The organism is Angustibacter sp. McL0619 (assembly GCF_049994355.1).
Taxonomy (GTDB): Bacteria; Actinomycetota; Actinomycetes; order Actinomycetales; family Angustibacteraceae; genus Angustibacter.
The window spans coordinates 187,971-208,264 of the sequence record NZ_CP188257.1; the positions used below are offsets into that span (position 1 = coordinate 187,971).

Annotated in this window: 22 protein-coding genes and 1 tRNA gene; 16 read left to right on the top strand and 7 right to left on the bottom strand. The window is 70.8% G+C overall.

The features are described from left to right. The first annotated feature begins 279 nt into the window (after positions 1-279). Positions 280-352 (top strand) — tRNA-Arg (locus ACPPVT_RS00940). A 125-nt stretch (positions 353-477) separates the two neighbouring features. On the opposite strand, the gene ACPPVT_RS00945 is transcribed toward ACPPVT_RS00940, so the two are convergent. Next, on the bottom strand, positions 478-1,566 hold the full coding sequence (locus ACPPVT_RS00945) for a PP2C family protein-serine/threonine phosphatase (protein WP_426564587.1): 1,089 nt from the start codon (positions 1,564-1,566) through the stop codon (positions 478-480). Between the two features lie 95 nt (positions 1,567-1,661). Here ACPPVT_RS00945 and ACPPVT_RS00950 point away from each other — a divergent pair, with 95 nt between their 5' ends. Then, the gene (locus ACPPVT_RS00950; RefSeq protein WP_426564589.1) at positions 1,662-1,874 is read left to right on the top strand and encodes a hypothetical protein; all 213 of its coding nucleotides are present in this window, start codon (positions 1,662-1,664) and stop codon (positions 1,872-1,874) included. Positions 1,875-2,141: 267 nt separating this feature from the next. Beyond that, on the top strand, positions 2,142-2,915 hold the full coding sequence (locus tag ACPPVT_RS00955) for a hypothetical protein (protein WP_426564591.1): 774 nt from the start codon (positions 2,142-2,144) through the stop codon (positions 2,913-2,915). Between the two features lie 135 nt (positions 2,916-3,050). On the opposite strand, the gene ACPPVT_RS00960 is transcribed toward ACPPVT_RS00955, so the two are convergent. After that, a complete protein-coding gene (locus ACPPVT_RS00960) occupies positions 3,051-3,635 on the bottom strand; it encodes a DinB family protein (protein WP_426564593.1) in 585 nt (194 codons plus the stop codon). A 109-nt stretch (positions 3,636-3,744) separates the two neighbouring features. Between ACPPVT_RS00960 and ACPPVT_RS00965 the strand changes: the two genes are divergently transcribed. Then, entirely contained in the window at positions 3,745-4,692 is a 948-nt protein-coding gene (locus ACPPVT_RS00965; RefSeq protein ID WP_426564595.1) for a formylglycine-generating enzyme family protein, read from the top strand. A gap of 109 nt (positions 4,693-4,801) precedes the next feature. Then, positions 4,802-5,719, top strand: coding sequence for a hypothetical protein (locus ACPPVT_RS00970; RefSeq protein ID WP_426564596.1), 918 nt, complete (start codon positions 4,802-4,804; stop codon positions 5,717-5,719). Between the two features lie 16 nt (positions 5,720-5,735). Here ACPPVT_RS00970 and ACPPVT_RS00975 read toward each other — a convergent pair whose 3' ends face one another. Continuing rightward, positions 5,736-7,145 carry a diguanylate cyclase gene (locus ACPPVT_RS00975; RefSeq protein ID WP_426564598.1) on the bottom strand — a complete coding sequence of 470 codons (1,410 nt, stop codon included), beginning with the start codon at positions 7,143-7,145 and terminating at the stop codon, positions 5,736-5,738. Between the two features lie 310 nt (positions 7,146-7,455). Between ACPPVT_RS00975 and ACPPVT_RS00980 the strand changes: the two genes are divergently transcribed. Continuing rightward, positions 7,456-8,334 (top strand): LLM class flavin-dependent oxidoreductase, encoded by an 879-nt coding sequence (locus tag ACPPVT_RS00980; RefSeq protein WP_426564600.1) that lies wholly within the window; start codon positions 7,456-7,458, stop codon positions 8,332-8,334. Positions 8,335-8,408: 74 nt separating this feature from the next. After that, complete coding sequence (locus ACPPVT_RS00985; RefSeq protein ID WP_426564602.1) at positions 8,409-9,311, top strand: aminoglycoside phosphotransferase family protein; 903 nt, start codon at positions 8,409-8,411, stop codon at positions 9,309-9,311. 8 nt (positions 9,312-9,319) lie between these two features. Here the strand turns inward: ACPPVT_RS00985 and ACPPVT_RS00990 are convergent, their stop codons facing one another. Both ACPPVT_RS00990 and ACPPVT_RS00995 read right to left on the bottom strand, forming a co-directional pair. Then, a complete protein-coding gene (locus ACPPVT_RS00990) occupies positions 9,320-10,030 on the bottom strand; it encodes a spermidine synthase (RefSeq protein WP_426564604.1) in 711 nt (236 codons plus the stop codon). A 32-nt stretch (positions 10,031-10,062) separates the two neighbouring features. Further along, entirely contained in the window at positions 10,063-11,451 is a 1,389-nt protein-coding gene (locus tag ACPPVT_RS00995) for a PQQ-binding-like beta-propeller repeat protein (protein WP_426564606.1), read from the bottom strand. Positions 11,452-11,610: 159 nt separating this feature from the next. Here ACPPVT_RS00995 and ACPPVT_RS01000 point away from each other — a divergent pair, with 159 nt between their 5' ends. Beyond that, positions 11,611-12,738 (top strand): phospholipase D-like domain-containing protein, encoded by a 1,128-nt coding sequence (locus ACPPVT_RS01000; protein ID WP_426564608.1) that lies wholly within the window; start codon positions 11,611-11,613, stop codon positions 12,736-12,738. A gap of 102 nt (positions 12,739-12,840) precedes the next feature. Continuing rightward, entirely contained in the window at positions 12,841-13,842 is a 1,002-nt protein-coding gene (locus ACPPVT_RS01005) for an IS481 family transposase (RefSeq protein ID WP_426564610.1), read from the top strand. On the opposite strand, the gene ACPPVT_RS01010 is transcribed toward ACPPVT_RS01005, so the two are convergent. Continuing rightward, entirely contained in the window at positions 13,839-14,369 is a 531-nt protein-coding gene (locus ACPPVT_RS01010) for a GNAT family N-acetyltransferase (protein ID WP_426564612.1), read from the bottom strand. The two genes, ACPPVT_RS01005 and ACPPVT_RS01010, sit on opposite strands and share 4 nt — an antisense overlap. 62 nt (positions 14,370-14,431) lie before the next feature. On the opposite strand from ACPPVT_RS01010, the gene ACPPVT_RS01015 reads away from it, so the two are divergent. From ACPPVT_RS01015 to ACPPVT_RS01040, 6 genes are all read left to right on the top strand, one after another. Further along, complete coding sequence (locus tag ACPPVT_RS01015; protein ID WP_426564614.1) at positions 14,432-14,731, top strand: hypothetical protein; 300 nt, start codon at positions 14,432-14,434, stop codon at positions 14,729-14,731. 550 nt (positions 14,732-15,281) lie between these two features. Beyond that, complete coding sequence (locus ACPPVT_RS01020) at positions 15,282-15,710, top strand: VOC family protein (protein WP_426564616.1); 429 nt, start codon at positions 15,282-15,284, stop codon at positions 15,708-15,710. Between the two features lie 24 nt (positions 15,711-15,734). Continuing rightward, on the top strand, positions 15,735-16,871 hold the full coding sequence (locus ACPPVT_RS01025) for a CaiB/BaiF CoA transferase family protein (protein ID WP_426564618.1): 1,137 nt from the start codon (positions 15,735-15,737) through the stop codon (positions 16,869-16,871). A gap of 4 nt (positions 16,872-16,875) precedes the next feature. After that, positions 16,876-17,931, top strand: coding sequence for a DUF3048 domain-containing protein (locus ACPPVT_RS01030; protein ID WP_426564620.1), 1,056 nt, complete (start codon positions 16,876-16,878; stop codon positions 17,929-17,931). 73 nt (positions 17,932-18,004) lie between these two features. Further along, positions 18,005-18,601, top strand: a complete 597-nt coding sequence (locus ACPPVT_RS01035) for a molybdopterin-dependent oxidoreductase (protein ID WP_426564622.1) — start codon at positions 18,005-18,007, stop codon at positions 18,599-18,601. Between the two features lie 29 nt (positions 18,602-18,630). Further along, on the top strand, positions 18,631-19,320 hold the full coding sequence (locus ACPPVT_RS01040) for a ferredoxin reductase (protein ID WP_426564624.1): 690 nt from the start codon (positions 18,631-18,633) through the stop codon (positions 19,318-19,320). Here ACPPVT_RS01040 and ACPPVT_RS01045 read toward each other — a convergent pair. Then, the gene (locus tag ACPPVT_RS01045) at positions 19,317-19,616 is read right to left on the bottom strand and encodes a DUF6510 family protein (RefSeq protein ID WP_426564626.1); all 300 of its coding nucleotides are present in this window, start codon (positions 19,614-19,616) and stop codon (positions 19,317-19,319) included. The genes ACPPVT_RS01040 and ACPPVT_RS01045 overlap by 4 nt on opposite strands. A 183-nt stretch (positions 19,617-19,799) precedes the next feature. Between ACPPVT_RS01045 and ACPPVT_RS01050 the strand changes: the two genes are divergently transcribed. Beyond that, a complete protein-coding gene (locus tag ACPPVT_RS01050) occupies positions 19,800-20,288 on the top strand; it encodes a hypothetical protein (protein WP_426564628.1) in 489 nt (162 codons plus the stop codon). The last annotated feature ends 6 nt before the right edge of the window (positions 20,289-20,294 follow it).

Consider the following 20,294-nt stretch of genomic DNA (forward strand, 5'->3'; position numbering starts at 1 on the left):
GCGGGATTCTTGCGAGGTTGGTAGTCGCGATCGCGAATGTGCTTCTGTGAGAGCGCTTTCCCCCTTCGAGGCCGTGGGACGGAGCGGCAGAGGTATTTGTTGTGCCAAACTCCAAACGGCCGTGCTCAATGCGGCTCGCCTTCGCCGGAACGTGGCAACTGCGTGCGCTCTGACGCATGCCGTTGCCACGTTGAGCCCGAACCCCTCGGCAGGCGTGGATCTACCGATTTCAGATCGGCCGGGACGCTCCGGTACTATCGTTCGCGGCCACTAGGCCGGGCGCCCGTAGCTCAACGGATAGAGCATCTGACTACGGATCAGAAGGTTGGGGGTTCGAATCCCTTCGGGCGCGCACCGTCTTGAGACAGCGGTAAGCATCACGGATCAAGGCCCCTGACCAGCGGAAACGCGGTCGGGGGCCTTCTTCATGCAGCCTCCCTGCCGGGCCGCGTTCAGGCGTCCTACGGCCCGTTGGCGTCAGTCGTTGGACAGGAACCGTGCCCGGACGTCCGGCTCGTCGGACTGGACACCGGTGTTTTCCAGCAGGACCACCGCTAGGTCGTCGGTGGCGTGCTGCCCGCGGGTGTACTCATGCACGGTGTGCAAGAGCTGCTCGACAGCTCGTTCCACATCGTCGGCGGCCAGGCTGTGCGCCAGCGGTGTGATCGGCAGGAAGTCCCCGTCCTGGTCGCGCGCCTCGCTGAGCCCGTCGGTGTAGAGCAGCAGGCGGCTACCGGGCTCCCACGTGAGCGCGCTCTCCTCGTAGCGGTCACTCAGCCCCAGCGGCAGGCCGGGCGGCGCCTCCAGCAGGACACCCCCCAACGCTGGCGTGATGAGCAGGGGCGGTGGGTGTCCGCAGCTGACGATCGTCAGCTCGTCATGAGTGACCTCGACCAGAACGGCGGTGGCGAACTCCTCGTCACCCAGGAACGGCGCCAGGTACCTGCTCATCTCGCTGGCGACCGACGCCAGCCCGCCACTCGCACCTGCCGCCTGGCGAAAGGCCCGGATGACTCTCGCAGCTTGCTCGACTGCCCCGACGCCCTTGCCCCGTACGTCGCCGACGATGAAGTAGGTGCGGTCCCGGGAGTGGAAGAAGTCGAACAGATCGCCCCCAACCAGTGCATCCTGCCCCGCCGCGACGTACTTGGCCGCCACTCTCACGGGTCCGATGCGTGACGGCACGATCGGAAGGATCGTCCGCTGGGCGATCTCGGCGATCCGGGCGACCCGAGCAAACCGTTGCTCGCGTCGCACCCGCACCGTTGCGATGACCACCGCCACGACGCCGATCAGAGCGACGTTGAACAGCCGGACGGCGTGCTGTGAGGTCCCGATGGTGCCGGTCCAGATGCCTGAGAGCGAAGACAGGGCGACGGCAGCCAGCGCCACCAGGCCTGTGCCGACTGTTGGGACGGCGACGCATGCGATCAGCGGAGCCATCCCGTACAGCGAGGACAGGACCAGAGTCGGCGCTCGCCCCGTCGCGAGCTCAGCCGCCGCTATCAGCGCCAGCCAGCAGACGGCCGCAAGCAGCGCGACCCGGGTGCGCCTCTGCTCGCTCACGCTGTCAGGGTGGCACAGCGGCACGCTCGGTAGTAGGGGGACCACGGTCCGTTGCCCCGGATGCGATCATGCTCGGCACGCTGCACGCTCGGCCCATGACGAATGCCGCAGAGTCCCGTCCGGATCGGCAGCCGACTGACCACCCGGAGCTCGACGAACACCCGGACGCCGGGCTGGAGGAGTTCGAGCGAACCGGTCGCGAGGACGCCGACCTGGCGGACGTCGACGAGGATGAGAACCCGCTTCCGCACGAACCCGCCTCTGACGCGGCCGCCCCGCTCACCAGCCCGCCGGAGGACTCGCGGTAGTCCTGTCACCCGATCGGGTGTCTTCCCCGCTATTGACTCACCAGTCAGTAGCGCTCTGGCTAGCGTACGTTCGCTGCGTCGGCGCTCCGACCATCCCTGCAACGGGCGCCGGCGCAGTCTGCCGTCGTGGTCAGCCGCAGACAGATGATCCAATCGCTTCCGATTGCGGGCCGCCCCAGTCCGCGCAAGGGTGGAGTCTCTCGGCTGTAGCAGTTCGGTCGCCGCCCGCCCGCAGCACCGCGTGGCGTGTCCGCGAAGGAAGGCCGAATGAGCAGCTACGAAGACCCGCAGCCACCTGGTGCGGGCGGACGCCGGCCAGTCGGGCCGTACTACTCGGCAGCAAGCCGCAACGGTGCTGCCGCCGCTCGCGCGGACACCCGCCGGGCCGGCGGCACTACCCGCTCGTTCGAGTCTGATGATGTTGCCGCCGAGCAGTCGTTCACCGAGCAGGGCGCAGCTGACCCATTTCCCGCAGTCGACCGCCAGGTGGTAGTCGCCCGGGAGAAGGAAGCCTACGGCGGGATCAAGTTCGGGTCAGCCTTCTTCGGATGGCTCACCGCCACCGGTACGGCAGTTCTCCTGACCGCCGTCTTGACCGGGGCCGGCACCGCCATCGGCGTCGCCGCGAACACCAGTGTCGGCGAGGCGACCACCGCGGCCCAGCAGGACGTCAAGACCGTCGGAGTGGCCGGAGGCATCGCGTTGTTGGTCATTCTGTTCATCGCCTACTACTGCGGCGGATACGTGGCCGGGCGGATGGCCCGCTTCAACGGAGTCAAGCAAGGCGTCGCGGTCTGGGTCTGGGGCGTGGTCATCGCCATCGTGGTCGCACTGGTGGCCGCGGCTGCCGGTAGCAAGTACAACATCCTGGGCAGGCTGAACAGCTTCCCGCGAATCCCGGTCGACGAAGGAAACCTGACCACCGGCGGGGTCGTCGCACTGCTCATCGTCGTGGCGGCAGCACTCGCTGGGGCTGTGCTCGGTGGCCTGGCTGGTATGCGGTTCCACCGCAACGTCGACAAGGCCGGCCTCGGCGGATAGGTCCATGCCCGGTGGCCGCCTACTGGCCATGGGCGTTGAGGAGCAGTTGCGTGAGCTGCACGACGCCTACGTGGGACCTCGTCGCCACGGGCACCGAGGTTGGACGTGGGGGCGTCACGCTTGAGCGCCTCACCGCTACTGACCGACCCTGCCGTCGATCCGTTCCCGCAGTAGGTCTGCATGCCCACAGTGCCGGGCGTACTCCTCGATCAGGTGGATCAGCACGTCGTGCAGCGGCGCCCCCGTCGAGCCGCGTGCGTCCAGGTCAGCGGTGCCGGCGACGATCTGCTCGGCGAAGGCGACCTCGCTCCGCCACGCCGTCCACGCGTCGTGCACGACCGCGGCGTCCGCGACCGCGCCGTTCCAGTCGCCGTCGCGGTCCAGCTCGGAGCAGAACAGCTCTGCCGCGTCCTGGTCGGCCACCACGCGGCGGAACCAGTACCGCTCGACCTCCGCCAAGTGCCTGACCAGCCCGAGCAGCGACATCGTGGACGGCGGCACAGATCGACGAGCCAGCTGTTCGGCGTCCAGGTCCGCGCACTTCAGCTCGAGCGTGAGCCGGTATCGACGTAGGTAGTCGAGCAGGCTGGCGCGGACGTCGACCGCCTCGACCCCGCTCTCCCGGGGGTCGTCGTCAGGATCGACCCACATGTCCGCGTAGACGGTCGACCGGGTCCATCGGGTCACCGCGGGTTCCGGCACCTTCTCGGGTGGGGTCACCTCAGCATGGTCGACCGGGCAGTGAGGTTCGACAAGCGATATTCGCGCTCACGCACGCCGAACGTCGGCCTAGTTGAATGGAGGGCACCCCGTGCACGAGGCTGGCGGCATGACGGTCGACGCGCCTGGTCCACCGCCGTCCGCCGGGATGGTCTGGATCCCCGGTGGAGAGTTCGCCATGGGTTCGGAGAAGTTCTACCCCGAGGAACGGCCGGTGCGGCGTGTCGCGGTGGACGGCTTCTGGCTGGACGAGCACCCGGTGACCGTCGAGGAGTTCGCGGGGTTCGTGAACGACACCGGATACCTCACGCTGGCCGAGCGGCCGCTGGACGCGGCGGACTACCCGGACGCCGACCCCGAGCTGCTCGTGCCGGGCTCGCTGGTGTTCCGCAAGAGCGCCGGACCGGTCGACCTGAACGACAACCGGATGTGGTGGCAGTACGAACCGGGTGCCTGCTGGCTGCGCCCCTCGGGCAAGGGCAGCTCCTCGGCCGGCCGGCCGACGCATCCGGTGGTGCACGTCGCCTGGGAGGACGTCAGCGCGTACTGCCTCTGGGCGGGCAAGGACCTGCCGACCGAGGCCGAGTGGGAGTTCGCCGCGCGCGGCGGGCTGGACGCCGCCGTCTTCGCCTGGGGGGACGAGCACTTCCCGGGCGGCCGCGCGATGGCGAACACCTGGCAGGGCGAGTTCCCCTGGCAGAACCTGCTGGTCGACGGCCACGAGGGGACCTCGCCCGTCGGCAGCTTCCCGCCCAACGGGTACGGCCTGCTGGACGTCACCGGCAACGTGTGGGAATGGACCAGCGACTACTACACCACCCCGACCCAGACCCAGCACTCGTGCTGCGTCCCCTCCAACCCGCGGGTGACCAGCCCGGACGAGTCCTTCGCGGCGGCCGGTGAGCCCGGCTCGAACCTGCCGCGCAAGGTGATCAAGGGCGGTTCGCACCTGTGCGCTCCGAACTACTGCCTGCGCTACCGGCCCTCGGCCAGGCAGGCGCAGATGGTCGACACCGGGACGGCGCACGTCGGGTTCCGGTGCATCGTCCGGCCGTGAGCGTGGTCGGCCACTGATCGGTTCGGAATGAGGTGAACAAGAGCGCCGGCCGCACCGTGTACCCGGATGAAACGTGCACCACCCGACTTTCGTCCGAAAGGGATGTGCGATGCGCCGACTCGGCTTCCTCCTCAGCATGGCGATTCTCGGGGCGCTGTTCATCGCGTTCCCGACCTCGGCGATGGCCTCGGGCAGTATCGGGGCGTTGTCGATCAACCCGGACTCCGTGCGAGACGGCCAGTCGACCACGGGCACCGTGGACCTGGGCTTCGCGGACCCGGCGCCGACCGTCGTCCGGTTGTTCTCCGGTGACCCTTCGGCGGCCCAGGTGCCGGTGTCGATCACCATCCCGGCCGGGCAGACCACCGGTAGCTTCACGATCACCTCGAATGCCGCGGCCGCGCCGGAGATCGTGCAGATCCTGGGCGCGACCCCGGACAACATCTCGCGCGCGCACCTCCTGTCGGTGAACCCCGCGACGCCGGCCGGCCCGTCGCTCTCGTCGGTCTCCTTCGTGCCCACGTCGGTCGTCGGCGGCCAGAACGCGACCGGGACCGTGCGCTTCACTGCGGCGATGACCCAGGGCGCCGTCGTCCAGCTCTCGAGCAGCCAGCCGGCCATCGCGCGGGTGCCGCAGGAGACCGTGGTCGGCGCGAACACCTCGACGAGCACCTTCAACCTCGCGACCTCGGCGGTCAGCACGGCGACGAGCGTCACGATCACGGCGAGCTGGTTCGGCGTCACGAGGACGACGACCATCACGCTGACGCCTGGGGCGCCGCCGGCCGCGGACGTCGTGCGGATCACGAAGGCCACCTGGAAGCGGGGGCTGCTCACGATCGAGGCCACGAGCACGAACCCGAACGCGATCCTCAGCGTCTTCTCGGCCAGCGGAAGCTTCTTGTTCGACCTCACCAACAAGGGCGGCGGCCGCTTCGCGGACCAGCGCGGCTTCGTCACCAACCCCGTGCAGATCAGCGTCCGCAGCAACTTCGGCGGCTCGGCCTCCGCGGTGCTGAAGTCCTAGCTGCCAGGCCGGACGATCAGGACGCGACGACGCGGTCGCGGCCCAGCCGCTTGGCCTTGTACAACCGGCTGTCCGCCCGGGCGAGCAGGGCGAGCCGGTCCAACCCGTCGCGTCCCGACGTGGCGACCCCGGCGCTCACTGTGACCCGCAGACCCTCGGCGACCCGCGACCAGTCCTGCGCGGCGACCTGCTGACGGAGCCTGTCCACGTGCTCCCTGGCGCAGTCCGGCTCGAGTCCGGGAAGCACGACGAGGAACTCCTCGCCGCCCATCCGGGCGGCGAAGGCACCCTCGGTCCCGACGGTGCTGCGGTCGAGCACGGCCGCCAGCCGGCGCAGCACGGTGTCGCCGACCTCGTGGGTGTAGGTGTCGTTGACCGCCTTGAAGTGGTCCAGGTCGATGAACGCCACGCTCACCGAGTGGCCGTCGCCGGTCGCACGGTCCAGCAGTGGCGTCAGGTGCTCGTCGACGTACCGGCGGTTGTACAGCCGGGTCAGGCCGTCCCGGTAGGACAGCTCACGGAAGTGTGCGCTCTCCCGGCGAGCCTCGTCGGTCTCGAAGAGTGCGTGCATCATCTTGGCCCGGGCCTCACGCTGCTCGACGTGCAGCTCGAGCTGGCGCGAGTGGAACTCCTTGTGCCAGGTGAAGGCCGCCTCGAAGTCGCCACGGGCGGCGTGCAGCTCGGCCCGCTCCTGCAGGGTGCGGACCCGGAGGCTGAACAGGTCGTGCGCCTGTGACACGGCCGAGCAGCGGTCGAGCTCGGCCTCCGAGCCCACCAGGTCACCTCGTTCGCGCAGAGCGCGGGCGCGGGTGAGAGCCAGCTCGCCGACGTCCTCGCCCGGCGCATCGGCCGGGACGTGATCGGGCGCGAGCAGGGCGAGCGCCTCGTCGTCGCGTCCCACCGACAGGTAGACGTTGGCGATCGTGTCCACCACGTGCAGGCTCGGGGTGAGCCCGTGCGCCTCGTTGACGGCCAGGATCCGTTCGCAGGTCGCCACCGCCTGATCGGTGAGGTCGGCTTCGAAGAGCGTGTACGCGTAGTTGTTGAGCACGAGCAGTTGGAGGTCGACGTTGTCGCTGGTCTCCACGACCTCGACCGCCTCGCGGTACCTGGCCAGCGACTCGGTCATCGCGCCGCTGATCGCCAGCGCGTCGGCCAAGGCGCTGAGGTGGTCGGCCAGGATCGCGGCCGGGGCGTCGTTCGGGAGCAGCCGGACGCACGCGACGGCGGCCTCCAGGCTGCCGGACGACTCACCGGCCCGACGCAGCAGGTTCGCGAGCCAGCGCTCGGCCCTGGACTGCAGGTAGGTCTCACCGTGCTCGGCGGCCCAGTCCCGGATGGATCGCATCGTGACCGCGCTCGCCGCGACGTCGCCGTAGCGGCTGTCGGCATTGGCCTTGACCAGCTGGATGCGCCTGCGCAGCACGGGGTCCAGCTCGTCGCCGGAGTCGGCCAGCCACTGCCCGGCCGCACTGCTGGCCGCGGCAAAGCGGTACCCGAAGCTGAGCTCGAGCGCGTTGACTCGCTCGAGGTTGCGGCCCTGAGACAGCGGAACTCCCCGGAGCAGATGAGACGACTGGACGCCGGATTATCGTCGAAATCGAGCCAGAACTTGAGTGTGGCGCACGGATTTCGCACGTGAGCGGCGTCACGCCGACGATATCGGCGGTCCTGGGCTGCGGCGTTCGCGGCGTGCTCCCTTGCCCGCCCGACCCGGCGGGTGCGAGGTTGCCCGCGTGACCAAACTCGGACTCATCTTCACCCCGTCCTTCCGCCCCGACCTGCTGGCCGGCGTCGCCCGCGCCGCGGACCAGAGCGGGCTGGACGAGCTCTGGCTGTTCGAGGACTGCTTCAAGGCGGGCGGCGTCGCGACGGTGACCGCGGCGCTGGCGTGGACCGAGCGGGTGCACGTGGCGATCGGGCTGCTACCCCTGCCGCTGCGCAACGTCGCGGCGACCACCATGGAGGCGGTCACCCTGGAGCGGATGTTCCCCGGCCGGCTTAAGCTCGGCGTCGGGCACGGCGTCCAGGACTGGATGGCTCAGGTCGGCGCTCGCGTCGGCTCGCCGCTCACGTTGATGCGCGAGCAGGTCGACGCGATGCGGCGGCTGCTGGCCGGCGAGCGGGTGACGACGTCCGGCCGGTACGTCCAGCTGGACGACGTCGTCATGGAGTGGCCGCCGCAGTCGCAGCTGAACCTGCACATCGGCGCCGAAGGCCCGCGCACGCTGGAGCTCAGCGGGCAGATCGGCGACGGCACGATCATCACCAGCGGGACGTCGCCGGACGCCGTCCGCGCCGCGCTGCAGCACGTGCACGCCGGTCGTGCGTCCGCCGGTCGCACCGGCCCGCACGAGGTGAGCGCCTTTGTGTTCGTCGCCACCGGAGCAGACGGGGAGGAACGGTTGCAGCGCGAGTACGCGCGGTGGGGCGGGCTGGACCCGTCGTCCGACATCGGGGTGGCCGGGGACGCTGCGGACGTCGCGGCAGCGGCCCGCCGGTGGGTGGACGCCGGGGTGACCAGCGTCGCCTTCCAACCCACCGCCGACGAGCCGGACCTCGAGGGCCTGGCCCGGTTCCTCGGCACCGAGGTGCGGCCGCTGGTCGAGGGTTAGGGCGACTGGGCGCGAGCCGCGCGGCCCGCGAAATCGAGTCGCCCCAAGACCCGCTCGTGGTCGACGATGGCGCGATGCCGACGCGCCTGCACGCCGACGAGGTCGACATCGACGACCCGCTGGCCCGCGAACTGGTCGACGGCCAGCTCCCGCAGTACTCCGCGCTGCCGCTGCGCCGGGTCGTCTCCGGCGGCACGGACAACGCGGTCTTCCGCCTCGGCGACGAGCTCGCGCTGCGGCTGCCCGTGCACCCGGGCGCCGTCGGTGGCCTCCTGAAGGAGGTGCGCTGGCTGCCGATGCTCGCACCGCAGGTCTCGCTGAGCGTCCCCGAGGTCGTGGAGGTCGGCGAGCCGACGCAGCACTATCCCTTCCCCTGGGCGGTCGTGCGCTGGCTGCCCGGCGAGGACGCCCTGACCGCGAGCTTCGAGTCGCAGAGCTCGCTGGCCCTCAGCCTCGGCCGCTTCGTCGCCGAGCTGCAGGCCATCGATCCGGCGCAGGTGCCGGCGCCCGGCTCGCCCGGGTTCGTCCGCGGGCTGCCGCTGGCCGGGCGGGACGAGACGTTCCGCGAGTACCTCGCACAGTGCGACGGGCTGATCGACGTGCCGCGCACCGTGCGGGTCTGGGACGAGGCGCTCGCGGCCCCGCCGTGGTCCGGGCCGCCGGTCTGGCTGCACGCGGACCTGCTGCCCGGCAACCTGCTGGTCCGGCAGGGTCGGTTGGCCGGGGTGCTGGACTTCGGCGCGATGGCCACCGGCGACCCGGCGTACGACGTGACCCCGGCCTGGCAGCTGCTCGACGCGGCCAGCCGTCCGGCGTTCCTCGAGGTCGTCGGCGCGGACGAGGCGACGTGCCGCCGGGCTCGCGGGCTGATCGTGTCCGGCGCGGTCATCGCGCTGCCGTACTACCAGCACACCAATCCGTCGATGGTCGCGACCGCCCGGCGTGGCCTGGAGTCTGTGCTCGCCGACGTCGGCTGACCCCTGGCTCAGCGGGCCAGGTAGACGGTGCTGGACGACGTCCCGCCGGTGTAGAAGTTGGCGAACTCGACGACGTCGGCGCGGGCGTCCTCGAAGACCTGACCCAGCACGGCCAGGAAGTCCCCGTCCGGCCGGCCGTCGGCCCACAGGCCGAAGACGCCTCCGTCGTGCAGCAGCGCGGCCAGCTCGTGCAGTCCCTCCGCTGTGTAGAAGCGGGCGTGTGCGGGGTGCAGCAGGTGCCGGGGGGAGTGGTCGACGTCCAGCAGCACGGCGTGGAACCGGACGCCGGGCTGCCACGGACGCTCGCCCTCGCCCGCCGCAACGACGGCGAAGAAGTCGTCGGCGACCAGCCGCGTGCGCGGGTCCTGCACCAGGGTCGCGCCGCCCGGCACCAGGTCGCGCCGGTGCCAGTCGATCACCTCGGGCAGGACCTCGACCACGCTCATCGAGCGCACGCGTGCGTCATCCAGCACGGCCCGCGCGGTGTACCCCAGCCCGAGACCTCCGACGACGACGTCCAGATCGGTGCCCGCGAGCAGGGCGAGGCCGCGCCGGGCCAGCTCGACCTCGGCCACGGTGAACAGGCTGGACATCAGGAACTCGTCGTCCAGCTTGACCTCGTAGACCTCGACGCCGAGGCGCGGTTCGGTCCGGCGGCGCAGGCAGATCGCGCCCAGCGGGGTCTGCTGCCAGTCCAGCTCGGCGAAGCGCGCGCTCATCGGGCCATCCTTGCGGGTCGGCCGCCGAGCTGTCAGTGCACTTGCAGTGCGACGAGGTCGTCCGTGCCGTCCACGCTGGACTCGGTCGGGACGAGCAGCGTGTGGGCGGCGATCGCGATCGGTGCCCCGAGGTAGAACTGCTGGTCGCCGACCGAGGTGAACGACAGCGGGAGGCAGATCCGGGCCCCGCAACCGCTCGCGGGGTAGGACAGCACCGCCTCGTCGACCGGGAACCCGGACGCCGGCCCCTTCGCTACGAAGACCACGCCGCCGGCCACGACGGGCGGGGACTCGAAGCCGGAGGCGAAGTTGACGGCGGTCCACAGCGGGCCGCAGACCGAGGCGCCGCAACCGGCGGCAGCGAAGGCCGTGAACACCCCGACGGTGTTGGGGTCCGGCGTGCTCTGCGAGCCGGCGTACAGCAGGCCGCCGGACAGGGCCAGGCCGCCGGTCAGGTCGCTGTCGCCGGTCTCGTAGGAGCGAAGCGGCTGGCAGACCTGCTTGCCGCACCCACCGGCGGCAAAGGCGAACAGGTGCCGGGTGCCGTTGGGGAAGTCGCTGAACCTCGTCCCCGACCCCATGAAGACCGTCGAGCCGGACACCAGCGGCGACAACGTCCCGTCTGACTGGCCGAGCAGGTCCGCGCTCCACTGCGGTCGGCAGACCGGATCGCCGCAGCCGCCGACCCGGAAGGCGAACAGCCGACCGCTGGCGTCGTCCGGGGTGTTCAGCAGTGCGCCGATGTAGACGTGGCCGTGCCCGACCGCGGGGATGGTGTTGAACTCGAGGTTCGGACCGGCCCGTCCGGTCCAGATCGGCGCACAGACCTGGGCGCCACAACCGTTCACCGAGAACGCGTAGATCCGCCCGCCGAAGTCGCCCAGGTAGGCGACACCATCCGCGACCGCCACCGAGGCGAGCGCCGCGTCGTGCAACCGTCCCCGCCAGATCGGCTTGCAGACGGCCTTGCCGCACCCACGCGCGGGGAAGGCGTAGAGGAAGTGGTCGGCCGATCCGACCAGTACGAGCCGGCCGGTGACGGCGGGAGTGCCGTAGATCCCGTTTCCGGTGATGCCGCGCCACCGCCTGACGCAGCTCCCCGCCGCACAGCCGGGCAACGAGAAGACGGACAGCACACCGTCCGAGCCGCCGATGTAGACCCTCCCGCCGGCGACGGCGGCCCCGCCCTGGCCGGAGGCGAACTGCCCGAACCTGGCCTTCCACGACACCGCGAGGCCGCTCACATTGGCCGGCGTGAACGCCGTCTCGGCCGGTGCCGTGTTGGGGTGGATCGCCGTCCGGGCGAACTGGGCCCACGTCCCCGGATCGGGAGGGGCGGCCGCGGCCGCAGGGCCTGACGCCAGTGCCGTGACAAGTGCTAGCGCGAGTACGGACGACGCGTTGCGAAGGGTGTGCGACATGGTGAACCTGGCCTCTCTGCACCCAGGCGCGACGCCCTGCGCGACTCGGCTGGCCGTGAGGGCCGCGAGCGCCATCGCTCAGCGTGTCACCGAGTCCCGTTCCCGTACAGAGACAGCCGGCCGCTCGCGCGGACCGGACGAGCGCGCGACGATGGTGCGGTGAGCAGCCTCGGCGACTCCCCGGACGTCCTGTTCCTACGCGACGAACGGCACGGCGGCCCGCCGGGCCAGGAGGCCACGGTGGCCGGTGCCTTCGCCGACTTCGTCGACGCGGCGTCCACCTCGCTCGACGTCGCCATCTACGACTTCCGGCTGGACGACGCCAACGCCGTCAGCACTGTCGTGGGCGCGCTGACCGGCGCCACCGACCGCGGTGTTGTCGTCCGGATCGGTTACGACGCAGGCAAACCGGCGGACGCGACCGCGCAGGACTTCGCCGAGCTGGCCGCCGACCCCGCGCCGATCGGGACCGGCGTGTGGGTGCAGGAGCACTTCGCCGGCACCGGGGTGCAGAGCACGGCGATCCGTGGTGGCAGCCAGCTCATGCACTCCAAGTACCTGGTGCGGGACGCGCCCGGCGACGAGGTGGCGTCCCCGCCCACGGCCGCGGTCTGGACCGGTTCGACCAACTTCACCGACGACGCCTGGACCCGCCAGGAGAACAACATCGTCACGCTGTCCAGCGGCACCCTCGCCCTCGCCTACCGCACCGACTTCGAGCAGATGTGGAGCACCGGCTCGATCAGCGGTACCGGCAAGGGCGACAGCGGCCACACCACTGTCGGTGGCACCGACGTCGGCTGGGACTTCTGCCCCGGCGACGGCGTGGCGGTCAACGCAGCGGTCGCCGCCCGGGTCGCCGCCGCCACCGATCGGGTCGTGGTCGGCGCGATGGTGCTCACCTCGCACGACGTGCTGGCCGCGCTCGCGGACGCGCTCGGGCGGGGGGTGCCGGTCAGCGGCATCTACGACGGCGGCCAGATGGACCCGATCGTCCGGCAGTGGCGGGCCAGCGGGAGCACCCAGGTGCTGGCCAGCTGGGACGCCGTGTCGCCGCACCTGCATGTGAAGCACTCGATCCCGTACAGCCCGACGTCGACCCATGACTTCATGCACCTCAAGGTGCTGGTCACCGACGACCTGGTGACCACCGGGAGCTACAACTTCTCGGCCAACGCCGAGCGGAACGCGGAGAACCAGATCACCATGGCGGATGGCGGGGTCGCCGCCGCGTACGTCGACTACCTGGACGCGCTGGTCCGCGAGTACCCGGCGAGCCTGACCTAGTTGTAGTTCCTACACAGGTTGTGAGCGTGAAGGCGTAGACGGATAGCGAGGACCTCCCAGTACGGAGGGGGTTACCACACCAACCCTCAACTGGAGGTCCTCGTGACTCACGCTAATGCCCCGCTCACCCCTGAGGGACGCCGCAGGCTTGCGGTTGTGATCGTCGAGGGCGGCTGGACCTGCCGTCGCGCGGCAGAGCGCTTCCAGGTCTCGCCGGCCACGGCCGCCAAGTGGGCCGGTCGGTATCGGCAGGGCCTGCCGATGACCGACCGCTCCTCCAGGCCAGCCAGCTCCCCGCGGCAATGTCCTGAGCGGCTCGAGCGACGCATCGTGAAGCTGCGCTACTGCCGCCGCTGGGGCCCTCACCGGATCGGCTATCACCTCGGGGTTCCGCGTTCGACGGTTGGTCGCGTCCTGGCGCGTTATCGGATGCCGCTGCTGGTCCACCTCGACCAGGCCACCGGCCTGCCGGTCCGCAAGCCATCGCCGATCCGCTACGAGGCGGCGGCCCCGGGCGACCTGGTCCATGTGGACATCAAGAAGCTGGGCCGGATCCCGGACGGTGGTGGCTGGCGGGCCTTTGGTCGCGACTCCGAACAGCACCGACGCGCCCATGCCAGGACCGAGCGGGCCGGTCATGGTGGCGCGCCGACGTCGCGTGGCTACGTCTTCTTGCACCACGCGGTGGACGATCATTCCCGGCTGGCCTACTCCGAGCCGCTGCCTGACGAGCGCAAGGAGACCGCCGCGGCCTTCTGGGGCCGCGCCAACGCGTTCTTCGCCCAAGCCGGGATCGCCGTCCGGGCAGTCATGACCGACAACGGCTCCTGCTACCGCTCACGCGACTTCGCCAACGCCCTCGGGCCCGCCATCAAACACCGCCGGACCCGCCCCTACCGACCCCAGACCAACGGGAAGGTCGAGCGGTTCAACCGGACCCTGATCGTCGAATGGGCCTACGCCCAGGTCTACCTCTCCGACGACGCCCGCGCAGCGACCTACCCCGACTGGCTCCACTCCTACAATCACCACCGACCCCACACCGGCATCGGAGGCCTCGTCCCCGCAGCCCGCGTCCACAACGTCACGGGGAACTACACCTAGTCGCTCGGCCGGCCGTCGCTGTTGTCCAGCAGGATGAACACGTCGTCCGGCAGGTGCGGTTTGCCCGGCACCGGACGGGTCTCCTCGCGCCAGGCGTCGCCGAACTCCTCGGCGACCAGCCGGCGCCAGAAGCGGGCGGCGCCGGGGTTCTCCTCCTGGAAGCCGATCTGCCAGCGGCCGGGCAGCTCGGCGAGCAGTCGCAGTGCCGCCTCGCGTCCGACGCCGGTACGACGGGCCGCCCTGGTGACGAAGAACGCGTAGAACGAGCGGCTGCCGTCAGGCAGCCCGTCGGCCATCGCGAAGCCGGCCGGCTTGCCGTCGACGAAGACCAGGAAGGCGTGCAGGTCCTGTGCCGCGCTCGTCCGCTCGTCGAAGAAGTCCGGGAGGATGTGCCAGGTGAACAGGCCCTGCGCGTCCGGGTAGGAGTCGCGGAACTCCGACAGGTCGTGGCGGTAGTACTGCCAGAGCCGTTCCACCAGCGGCCGGTCGTCGGCGGTCGCGCGCCTCATCGTCATCTCGGGAGTCACGGGGCCATTCTGGCTCGAACGGACTATCGAACAGGTGTTCGATCATCTGGCATCCTGGCAGGGTGTCCAGTCCGCCGATGCCCCGTCGCGGACCATCGCTGTCCGAGCGCTCCCGGGCCAGCGGTATCGGTCAGGCGGGTATCGGTCAGGCGGGCATCGGTCAGGCGGGTAGCTGGTCGCCGCGGCACTGCTGGGTGGAGGGACACGGCGCCTGGCCGGGGCGGTGGCCGGGCGTGATCCTGGAGTGGCGCCAGCGCCAGGACGGCGGGTGGCAGGGCCGGGTGTCGTTCGTCATCGTGCTCGGCCGGGAGGTCTGCCTGGTGGAGTCCTGGCTGGACGCCGCGCTGCTGAGCTCGACCTAGTCACCTGGCGCACGGATGGTTGCACGGATGGTTGCAGCGAACTGGTTGTGATCACCCCCACCTCGCTGCGACCACGGCTGCACCCACGAAGGTGACTCGGGGGCGTGACCCGTTCAGCGGCTCTCGGCGGAGACGGTCCCCGCCACCACCAACGCAGGCCGGTATCCGCGATCAGCCGCAGCGCCGAGACCAGCAGCAGACCGAAGATCGCAGCGACGACGAGGCCACCGACGGCGTCGTCCCGGTTCTGGCCCTGGATCAGTGGCAGGCAGGCCAGCAGCCCCCACAGGCTGAAGGCCGCGATGAGCACCGACGCGAGCAGCACCAGCAGCAACCCGCTGGTGCGCCAAGTGTCCAGGGTGCGCCGGATGCCGAACTTGCCGCGCGCCGCGCCGTATGCGCCACCCACGAGCCCACCGGCCGGGCCAGACATCCACGACATGTCGGCAGTGTGCGGCCCCGAGGGGCTGTGCGGGCCCTTCCCCCGGCGCAACGCTTCCTTCGGGCTAGGGTCGGTCACTCACCCATCTCCGTCGACGAGGAGTACAGCATGGACTGGACGCTGGAAGTCGTCGTCCTGCCAGTCAGCGACATCAACCGCTCGGTTGCCTTCTACCGCGACCAGGTGGGTTTCCACCTGGACCACGACACGACGAACGAGCACATGCACGTCGTGCAGCTGACCCCTGCGGGCTCTGGCTGCTCGATCGTGATCGGTGACCTGCCTAGCCAGGACGAGATGGCGCCGGGTTCGATGCGCGGGCTGCAGCTCGTCGTGGCGGACGCCGCTGCAGCGCGCCAGGAACTGCTGGACCGCGGTGTCGAGGCGAGCGAGGTCACGTCCTTCGGTGACATGGACGGCGCGAAGTTCTTCGGTTTCGCCGACCCTGACGGCAACACCTGGGCGGTGCAGGAGCTCAAGGTCCGCGCCGACAAGCCGCTGATCCCCGTGGAGGCTCGCGGCCGCTTCGGTGAGTAGTGCCGGCCAAGGGAGAATGGTGGCGTGACTGCTGAACGGCAAGGCCCGCTGGCCGGCGTCCGCGTGGTCGAGCTCGGCGGGATCGGGCCAGGACCGTTCTGCGCCATGCTGCTGGCCGACCTCGGCGCCGACGTCGTGCGGATCGAGCGACCCGCGGACGCCGGGCGGCCCAGCGAGCACCCGGTGCTGCACCGCGGTCGCCGATCGGTGGCACTGGACCTGAAGTCAGCGGCGGGCGCCGACGCAGTCCTGCGGCTGGTGGACACCACCGACACCGTCGTCGAAGGCTTCAGACCCGGTGTGGCAGAACGACTTGGCCTCGGGCCGCAGATATGTCTGGAGCGCAACCCTCGACTCGTCTACGGCCGGATGACCGGTTGGGGTCAGGACGGCCCGCTCGCCCAGACGCCCGGCCACGACATCAACTACCTCGCCCTGTCCGGCGTCCTCGGTGCGCTCGGGCAGCCCGACCGTGAGCCGCAGCCGCCGCTGAACCTGGTGGGGGACATGGGTGGTGGAGGTCTGCTGCTCGCCTTCGGCATCGTCTCGGCGGTGCTTAGCTCGCGGACGACGGGTCGTGGCCAGGTGGTCGACGCGGCGATGACGGACGGCGCGGCTATCCAGCTCTCGCTGGTGCACGGCCTGCTGGCGCGCGGGATGTGGGCCGACCGGCGCGGCGGCAACATCTTCGACGGCTCCGCGCCGTTCTACCGCACCTACCGCTGCCTCGACGCTGAGTACGTCGCGGTCGGTGCCATCGAGCCGCAGTTCTACCAGGCTCTGCTCGTGGGGCTCGGCCTCGCCACAGAACCGTTGTACGCCAACCAGTTCGACGTGGCCGGCTGGCCCGCGATGTCGGCGCGACTGGCCGAAGTCTTCGCCAGCCGCAGCCGTCAGGACTGGGTCGCCCACTTCGAGGGCACCGAGGCCTGCGTGACCCCTGTGCTGTCGTTCGCCGAGGCGGCGCAGCATCCGCACAACCGCGCCCGCGGAACCTTCACCGAGGCGAACGGCCTGCTGGAACCCCATGCCGCCCCGCGCTTCGACGGGACGCCGACAACGCCCGCACCCGCTGCACGCTTGGTGGGTGCGGACACCAGGCAGGTGCTGCTCGAGGCCGGCCTCGACGTCGCGACTGTTGACGCACTCTGCCTACGGTGACTCGGTGAATCGCCGACCTGCGCTCATTCTCGCCTGCGCCACGGCCGCCGTGCTCGGGGTCGTGGCCTGCTCGGGACAGCCCGCGGCCCGGCCGGCCCCGACGACGCGACCGACGCCGAGCACGTCGTCCACGCCCGCAACAGCGGCGCCGTCCGTGGCGCCGCTCACCGGGCTGCGGGTCAGCGCGGTGCTCAAGCGGCCGGCCCTGACCGTGAAGATCGAGAACAGCCCAGCCGCCCGCCCGCAGAGCGGCCTCGGCCGGGCGGACATCGTGGTCGAGGAGCTCGTAGAGGGTGGCATCACCCGCTACGCCGCACTGTTCCAGTCGCGCGACCCCGGCACGCTTGGGCCGGTGCGCTCACTGCGCAACGTTGACGCGTCGATCGCGGCACCGACCCGAGGGCTGCTCGCCTTCTCCGGCGCGGCGGGCGTCGTCCACAGGATCGTGCAGCGCGCACCGGTGCAGCTGCTCTCGCCCACCGAGGCGGCTGACGCCTTCCGGCGCACCTCGTCGCGCAAGGCGCCGCACAACCTCTACGCGGGGGCCGGCACGCTGTGGGCGCACGCCGACTCCCGGCACCAGGCGCCGCCCATGCCGTACCTGCCGTTCGCCGCAGACGCCGCCGCGGCCGGTACCGCAGCCGGCAACCCGGCCAGCAAGCCCGCTCAGTCAGTTGCCCTCACGTTCTCGCCGTCCGAGCGACCGAGCTGGACGTTCCAGCCGTCGTCCGGCACCTGGCTGCGCAGCGAGGGCAGCAAGCCGGCCACCGCCGCCGACGGTTCGCGGCTGGCCGCCGACAACGTGCTCGTGCTGACCGTGCGTACCCGCGACGCCGGGTACAAGGACCCGGTCGGCAACCCGGTGCCGGAGACCGTGCTGACTGGCTCCGGCAGGCTGACCGTGCTCACCGGCGGGCGGCAGGTCAGCGGCACCTGGCACAAGGCGAGCCGGGACAGCCGCCTCACGTTCACCGGCGCGGACGACCGGCCGCTGCCGATCGCGCCTGGTCGGAGCTGGCTCGAGCTGGTGCCGACGTCCGGCAGCATCCAGATCGGCTGAAGGGCTGGCGCCTGGGTGGCCGGTCCAGTTGAGTGGCCCTACCAGAGTGCAGCCAGTCCACCGCGGAGCCGCCATGTCGATCATCACGCCGGGCTTCTTCGGGCGCCCTCGCCGCGAGTCCGCCGACCTTCCGCCGGGGCAGTACCTCACCGAGGACTTCCCCGTGCTGAGTGCCGGGCCGACCCCGCACGTCACCACCGACGAGTGGGAGTTCTCGATCACCACCGAGACCGGTGAGCGGCGCACCTGGGACTGGCAGCAGCTGCTGGACCTGCCGGTCGAGGACGTCACGGTGGACATCCACTGCGTCACCCGCTGGTCCAAGCTGCGGACCCGTTGGCGCGGAGTGTCCCTGGACGCCTTGATGGCCGACCTCGAGACCGACGCCGACTTCGCGCTGGTCGGCAGCTACGGCGGGTACACCACCAACCTGCCCCTGGACGACCTGCTCGACGGCAAGGCCTGGATCGCCTTCGAGTACGACGACGACGATCTCGAACCGGAGCACGGCGGGCCGGCCCGACTGCTCGTGCCGCACCTTTACTTCTGGAAGAGCGCGAAGTGGGTCAACAGCATCACGCTCTCGGACGTCGAGGAGCTGGGCTTCTGGGAGAACGCCGGCTACCACGCATACGGCGACCCGTGGCGCGAGCAGCGGTACTGGGAGTGAGCACCTGGCGGTTGGGGACGGTTCAGGCCGTGCACCCCGAGACGCCGTCCGCGCGGACCCTGCGGCTGAGCGTTCCGGGCTGGCCGGGCCACCTGCCCGGCCAGCACGTCGACGTCCGGCTCACCGCACCGGACGGCTACACGGCGACCCGGTCCTACTCCATCGCCTCGGCTTCGCAGGGTGAGCTGGTCGAGATCGCGGTGGAGCAGGTGCCCGGGGGCGAGGTGTCTCCGTACCTGGTGCAGGTGGCGGCCGTGGGTGACCCACTCGAGCTACGGGGACCTCTCGGCGGCTGGTTCGTCTGGCGCTCGCAGCAGGACGAACCCTTGCAGCTCATCGCCGGCGGCTCGGGTGTCGTCCCGCTGATCTCGATGGTGCGCACCCACGACGCGACCGGGTCGAGCGCGCCGGTGCGGCTGTTGTACTCGGTGCGCGAGCCTGCGTCCGTCTACTTCCGCGGGGAGCTCGAGCGTCGCGCTGCGACGCAGACGGGTCTGAGCGTCCAGTACGCCTTCACTCGGTCCGCGCCGCCGGGTTGGGACGGTGTGCCCGGCAGGGTGAACGCCGACCGGCTGGCTGAGTGGGCACGACCGCCGGACGACGGGGCCACCACCTACGTCTGCGGGCCGACGGGGTTCGTCGAAGCGGTCTCGGACCTGCTCGTGCGAGCCGGGAACGACCCGCGCCGCATCCGCACCGAGCGCTTCGGGCCGAGCTAGCCGGCCGCAGCCTCCGGCGCCCGGATCGTCAGCCGGGCCAGGCCGCTGAGGTCCAGCCATCGGGCGTGCGGCGCGGTGACCAGCTTCAGCAAGGCCCCGCCGCAGCCACGACAGCGCACGACCGTGCCCGGCGCCCGGGTGTAGACCCGGGTCTCGGCCATCGGCGCCTGGCGGCCGCAGTGGGCGCACTCACCGACTGCGATCGTCACGTCGACGGCGAAGAGCTCCTGCAGCTCGCCGGCTAGCGCGTTGCCGTCCACGTAGTCGTCGTCCGCGTAGTCGTCATCCACGGGCATGGTCGCCTCCGAGCTGCTGGGGTATCGGCCGGGACCAGCCTGCCCTGAGAACGGCGAGCGTGCCAGGATCCGCGACCGTTCTGACGTCGCGCTGACGGGTCGCGCACAGCCTGGGGTTGGGCGCTGCAGCCGCGGTGCCCTCAACCGGCGGTCTGTGTGACCGTCCCGCATAAGGAGATCACCATGAACCGAATACGAGTGATAGCCCTACCCGTGGGCATCGCCGCCCTGGCGCTCACGCCGATCGTCCTCGCCGCCCCGGCCGAGGCGTCGACCACGGCCGGCGGTTGTACGCTCACCCCCGGCCGGCCGGTTGCCTCCGGTCTGTTCACACCGGCCGGCGACCCGCTGATCAGCTACCCGATCACGGCCGTCTGCCCGATAGGTGTGACCGTCGAGGCGAACCAGCGGCGGATGGACCAGGACACGTGGGCCCGCGAGATGAACAGGCCGGACGACCTGATGGGCCAGACGACGGTGTTCTTCGACTTCACCGCTGCCGGCGGGACCAAGGTCGCCACCGTCCTAGCGGTCACCGTGCCCACCGGCCCAGCCCTGGAGCTGAACGACGAGGAGGCCTACAACGACTTGAGCTTCCGGGTCACCAGCGGCGCAGTCGTCACACCGTGGACGGCTCGCGAGATGAGCGCGATCACCGTGGTGCCCGACTAGGTGCGC

What these genes read in the sequence shown, in the direction of transcription:
- ACPPVT_RS00950 (WP_426564589.1), top strand. Translation starts at nt 1,662, where the DNA reads ATGACGAATGCCGCAGAGTCCCGTCCGGATCGGCAGCCGACTGACCAC.
- ACPPVT_RS00955 (WP_426564591.1), top strand. Translation starts at nt 2,142, where the DNA reads ATGAGCAGCTACGAAGACCCGCAGCCACCTGGTGCGGGCGGACGCCGG.
- ACPPVT_RS00965 (WP_426564595.1), top strand. Translation starts at nt 3,745, where the DNA reads ATGACGGTCGACGCGCCTGGTCCACCGCCGTCCGCCGGGATGGTCTGG.
- ACPPVT_RS00970 (WP_426564596.1), top strand. Translation starts at nt 4,802, where the DNA reads ATGCGCCGACTCGGCTTCCTCCTCAGCATGGCGATTCTCGGGGCGCTG.
- ACPPVT_RS00985 (WP_426564602.1), top strand. Translation starts at nt 8,409, where the DNA reads ATGCCGACGCGCCTGCACGCCGACGAGGTCGACATCGACGACCCGCTG.
- ACPPVT_RS00990 (WP_426564604.1), bottom strand. Translation starts at nt 10,030, where the DNA reads ATGAGCGCGCGCTTCGCCGAGCTGGACTGGCAGCAGACCCCGCTGGGC.
- ACPPVT_RS00995 (WP_426564606.1), bottom strand. Translation starts at nt 11,451, where the DNA reads ATGTCGCACACCCTTCGCAACGCGTCGTCCGTACTCGCGCTAGCACTT.
- ACPPVT_RS01020 (WP_426564616.1), top strand. Translation starts at nt 15,282, where the DNA reads ATGGACTGGACGCTGGAAGTCGTCGTCCTGCCAGTCAGCGACATCAAC.
- ACPPVT_RS01035 (WP_426564622.1), top strand. Translation starts at nt 18,005, where the DNA reads ATGTCGATCATCACGCCGGGCTTCTTCGGGCGCCCTCGCCGCGAGTCC.
- ACPPVT_RS01045 (WP_426564626.1), bottom strand. Translation starts at nt 19,616, where the DNA reads ATGCCCGTGGATGACGACTACGCGGACGACGACTACGTGGACGGCAAC.
- ACPPVT_RS01050 (WP_426564628.1), top strand. Translation starts at nt 19,800, where the DNA reads ATGAACCGAATACGAGTGATAGCCCTACCCGTGGGCATCGCCGCCCTG.